The sequence below is a fragment of the Saccharopolyspora sp. NPDC002686 genome, assembly GCF_040295745.1.
GTDB lineage: Bacteria > Actinomycetota > Actinomycetes > Mycobacteriales > Pseudonocardiaceae > Saccharopolyspora > Saccharopolyspora oryzae.
In genome coordinates, this window is the sequence record NZ_JBEOVY010000492.1 from 1 (window position 1) to 4,429 (window position 4,429).

Here is a 4,429-nt window from a genome sequence, read left to right on the forward strand (position 1 = left end):
GAGGAGATCACCGGCCGTGGGCAGCGGGCGAACCCCCCCCACTGCGACGTCACCGACGAACAGCAAGTCGAAGCCGCGGTGCGGCGCGCGGTGAGGGAGTACGGCCGCCTGGACATGGCGTTCAACAACGCCGGCATCCAGGTGCCGCCGACCGACGCGGCCGACGAGACGGCCGAGGCCTTCGATCGGGTCAACGCCGTGTGCCCTGGCGTCATCGACACCCCGATGGTCGCCGACATGGTCGAGAACCAGGCCGAGACCATGGCCGGGATCATCAAGGAACAGCCCATCGGCCGACTGGGGCGAGCGGACGAGGTCGCAGCAGCCGTCCTGTGGCTGTGCAGCCCCGGCTCCAGCTTCGTCATCGGAACAGCTCTCCCTGTCGACGGTGGCTTCACCGTCCACTGATGCGGGCCTTCCCGAGCGCGTCCGGGGTCCTTTTGCGGGGCGCGGACGCGCTCGGGCGGAGCTCCGTGGCAGTTCGCGGGCGGCACAGGTCCGCATACCGCTCCCCTGTTTCAGGTGGTTCGGGTGAAGCGGAGGGTGCGGATTTCGAAGGGGCGCAGGCGGATGTCGAGGGCGTCGGTGGGTGCTTCGGGGTCTGCCAGGGGCCGTTCGAGCAGGTCGGTTCGGGTGACGGCGGTGGCTGGGAAGGAGATGGTCAGGCGGGTGTGCGCTCGGCCGCCGCGGGATTCGTAGAGGCGGACGACGAGGTCGCCGCTGCGGTCGTCGGCGAGTTTGACGGCTTCGACGATGACTGCGTCGTTGTCGACGGTGATCAGGGGTGCGACGGTGCGGGAGCCGTGGGTGGTGCGTTCGGGGAGGTTGAGGTGGTAGCCCTCGCGGATGGCGTCGCCGATGTCGGCTCCGGGGCACAGGGCGTAGCGCAGTTGGTGGTGGCCGTGGTCGGTGCGGGGGTCGGGGAATCGGGGTGCGCGCAGCAGGGACAGGCGCGCGGTGGTGGTCGTGCCGTTGGGGCGGGTGACGTCGTGGCCGTAGGTGGAGTCGTTGATCAGGGCGTGTCCGTAGCCGGGTTCGGCGAGGTGCAGGTAGCGGTGGGCGCAGATCTCGAACTTGGCGGCGTCCCAGGAGGTGTTGGTGTGGGTGGGGCGCTTGACGTGGCCGAACTGGGTTTCGGCGGCGGAGTGGTCGGCGTGGATGTCGAGGGGGAAGCTGGCTTTGAGGATCTTCTCGGTTTCGTGCCAGTCGATGTCGGTGGTGATGTCGATGCGGCGGGCGTGGGCGGGCAGGGTGATGTGCTGGGTGAGGGTGGATCGGCCGAAGCTGCGCTGGATGTGGACGGTGTGGGCGTCGGTGGTGATCTGGTCGATGTCGGTGAGGTCGTGGGTGTGGTGGCGGTAGAAGTCGTCGAGGTCCCAGGCGTCCCAGGCGTTGGGGTGGTCGGGGTGCAGTTGCAGGAGGTTGCCGGGGGCGGCGAGTGCTTCGCGTTCGGCGGCGTGGTCGTAGACGGAGGTGAGCAGGCCGCGGTGGTCGATGGTGGCGCGCAGGAGTCCGTTGTCGAGGGTGATGGTGCCGTCGGGGTGGTGTGCGGGGCTGGGTGGTGTGGTGGGTTCGGCGGGGGCTGCGCCTAGGGCGGGGATGCCGTTGCGGGTGTGGGGTGCGGCGTTGAAGGTGATCGGGTGCGCGGGGGCTCCGGCGAGTGCTCGTTGGGCGCGGGTGGTGATGGCGTCGAGTTCGGTGGCGATGCGCTGGTAGGTCTCTTGGGCTTCGCGGTGGACCCAGGCGATGGAGGATCCGGGCAGGATGTCGTGGAACTGGTGCAGCAGGACTTGTTTCCACAGCCGGTCCAGGGCGTCGTGGGGGTAGTCGGCTCCGGTGGCGATGGTGGCGGTGGCGCACCAGAGCTCGGCTTCGCGCAGGAGGTGTTCGCTGCGGCGGTTGCCCTGCTTGGTCTTGGCTTGGGAGGTGTAGGTGCCGCGGTGGAGTTCGAGGTAGAGCTCGCCGGTCCAGAAGGCGGGTCCGGTGTGGTCGGTTTCGGCGGCGGTGAAGAACTCGGCGGGGGTGTCGAGGTGGACTCGGGGTGAGCCTTCCAGGTCGGCGGTGCGGGCGGCGCGGGCGAGCATTTCGCGGGTGGGTCCTCCCCCGCCGTCGCCGTGGCCGAAGGGCAGCAGGGATCGGGTGGCGCGGCCGTGTTCGGCGAAGTTGCGCTGGGCGTGGGCGAGTTCGGCGCCGGTGATCTCGGCGTTGTAGGTGTCGGCGGGTGGGAAGTGGGTGAGCACGCGGGTGCCGTCGATGCCTTCCCACCAGAAGGTGTGGTGGGGGAAGCGGTTGGTCTGGTTCCAGGAGATCTTCTGGGTGAGGAACCAGCGGGAGCCGGATGCGGCGATGAGCTGCGGGAGCGCGGCGGAGTAGCCGAAGGAGTCGGGGAGCCACACCTCTTGGGTGTCGATGCCGAATTCGTCGAGGTAGAAGCGTTTGCCGTGGATGAGTTGGCGGGCCATGGCCTCTCCCCCGGGCATGTTGGTGTCGGATTCGACCCACATGCCGCCGACGGGGACGAGCTGTCCGGTGTGGACGCAGGCGCGGACCCGGTCGTAGAGGGCGGGCTGGTGTTGTTTGATCCAGGCCAGTTGTTGGGCTTGTGACATCGCGAAGTGGAAGTCGGGGTGGCCGGCCATCAGGGTGGTGACGTTGGCGAGGGTGCGGGCGACTTTGCGGATGGTTTCGCGCTGCGGCCACAGCCAGGCGGAGTCGATGTGGGCGTGTCCGACGGCGGAGAGGGTGTGGGCGCTGGCGTGGGCGGGGCGGGAAAGCACGTCGGTGAGTTCAGCGCGGGCCGCGGGTGCGGTGGTGTGGATGTCGTGCAGGTCGAGGCGGTCGAGCATGCGCTCCAGGGCGCGCAGGATGTCGTGGCGCCGGGGTGAGTCGGTGGGCAGTTCGCGCATGAGCTGGTCGAGGACTTCGGTGTCCTGCACGAGGTTCCACACGTGTTCGTCGAGGACGGCGGCTTCGGCTCGGCGCAGCACGTACAGGGGTGGTCCGGGGTGGGTGGGGCGTTCGCCGAGTTCGGTGGGTTGGAAGCCGTGGGGGCCGAGGATGATGGGGTTGGCGGCGGCTTCGACGTAGAAGGTGCGGGTGGTGCCGGCGCTGGTGCGGCCCAGTGGCAGGTGGGTGTTGCGGGGGTGCAGGCCTTTGATCGGGGTGCCGTCGGGGGTGTGGGCGAGGCCTTCGCATTGGAAGCCGGGGCGGTCGTCGTCGAAGCCGAGGTCGATGAGCACTTCGACGGTGCGGTCGTTCCACTGCTCGGGGATCTCGGCGGTGATCCGGAACCAGCTGGTGCCCCAGGCGGGTCCCCAGGGTTGGCCGATTTCGGTGGGTGCGTAGTCGGCGCGCAGGGCTTGGTCGACGCTGACGGGTTCGCCGGGGACGTGCCAGACGGCGATGTCGCAGGCGCGGGTGTGGTGGTGCTGGGCGGGGCGCAGTCGTTCGGCCAGGACGCGGTCGAGGCGTTGTTCGACGATGCGGCGGTCGTCGTGCATGGCTGCTCCCGGGGGTTGCGCGGGGTGTGGTGGCGATCATGCTGGCACAGCGGTGGGGTGGGCGGCAGCGGTCGAACGGGCGCGGTTGCCGAGGTGGTGGTGGGCCCGCATGCTGCGGTCATCTGCCGGATTTCCACGGGAAAGGCGATGTCATGGCGACCTGCGAAGTCTGCGGCAACGACTACTGGATGACCTTCGAGGTGCACACCACCGGTGGAGGGGTGCACACCTTCGACAGCTTCGAGTGCGCGGCGCAGCGGTTGGCGCCGTTGTGCGAGCACTGCGGGTGCCGGATCCTCGGGCACGGTGTGGAGGCCAGTGGCCGGTTCTTCTGCTGTGCGCACTGCGCCCGCAATTCGGGCCTGGCGATGGGTATGGAGCTGCGGGACACGGTGGGTGCGCATCCGGGGTGATGGCGCAGCGTCCGCACGACCCAACACGCTTCACCCCATCGAGGGATGAACACCCCATCCGAACCGTCGTTATCAATACGTTATGAAACTGGTGAAACACCGGGACTACCTGCAACGACATGGCGGGTGAGACGGCCATTGGCGGTCCGGTTCGCGTCGGTTGTCGTGAACCGGAGTTGACAACCGGCGACGAGCCGTCGATTAACCCTCTTGGAGTAGTGGAGGACGCCCCGATGGCAGGTCTGGTTCGCTGGCTGGGCAGCATGTCGCGCGAGATGCAGCGGGCCCGCATGGTGATGCGGCACCCGCAGTCCAGCGCCCAGCGCAACACGCGGGTCTGAAGCACCCGCCCGTCCGGTGACTGCCGGACGCGTCGAGGCAGCGGGCTGGCGGCACCACGCCGCGAGCGCAATACCGGGGCACCCACGAACAACACCTCGACCGGCTGTCGCAGGCAGTCCCCGCGTGCCGCTTTGGAGCAGTTGGATCCGACAACGCTGCTGGCTGGACTGATGC

General features: G+C 68.9%; 3 protein-coding genes. 2 read left to right on the top strand and 1 reads right to left on the bottom strand.

Annotated features, from left to right (window positions below):
* Positions 1-408, top strand: a 408-nt coding sequence (locus ABTZ89_RS36200) for an SDR family NAD(P)-dependent oxidoreductase (RefSeq protein WP_351053479.1), incomplete at its 5' end; no start/stop codon positions are given.
* Positions 409-518: 110 nt separating this feature from the next.
* Here ABTZ89_RS36200 and ABTZ89_RS36205 read toward each other — a convergent pair.
* Complete coding sequence (locus tag ABTZ89_RS36205) at positions 519-3,500, bottom strand: alpha-mannosidase (protein ID WP_351053482.1); 2,982 nt, start codon at positions 3,498-3,500, stop codon at positions 519-521.
* Between the two features lie 152 nt (positions 3,501-3,652).
* Here ABTZ89_RS36205 and ABTZ89_RS36210 point away from each other — a divergent pair, with 152 nt between their 5' ends.
* Positions 3,653-3,913, top strand: coding sequence for a metallothionein (locus ABTZ89_RS36210; RefSeq protein WP_270950302.1), 261 nt, complete (start codon positions 3,653-3,655; stop codon positions 3,911-3,913).
* The last annotated feature ends 516 nt before the right edge of the window (positions 3,914-4,429 follow it).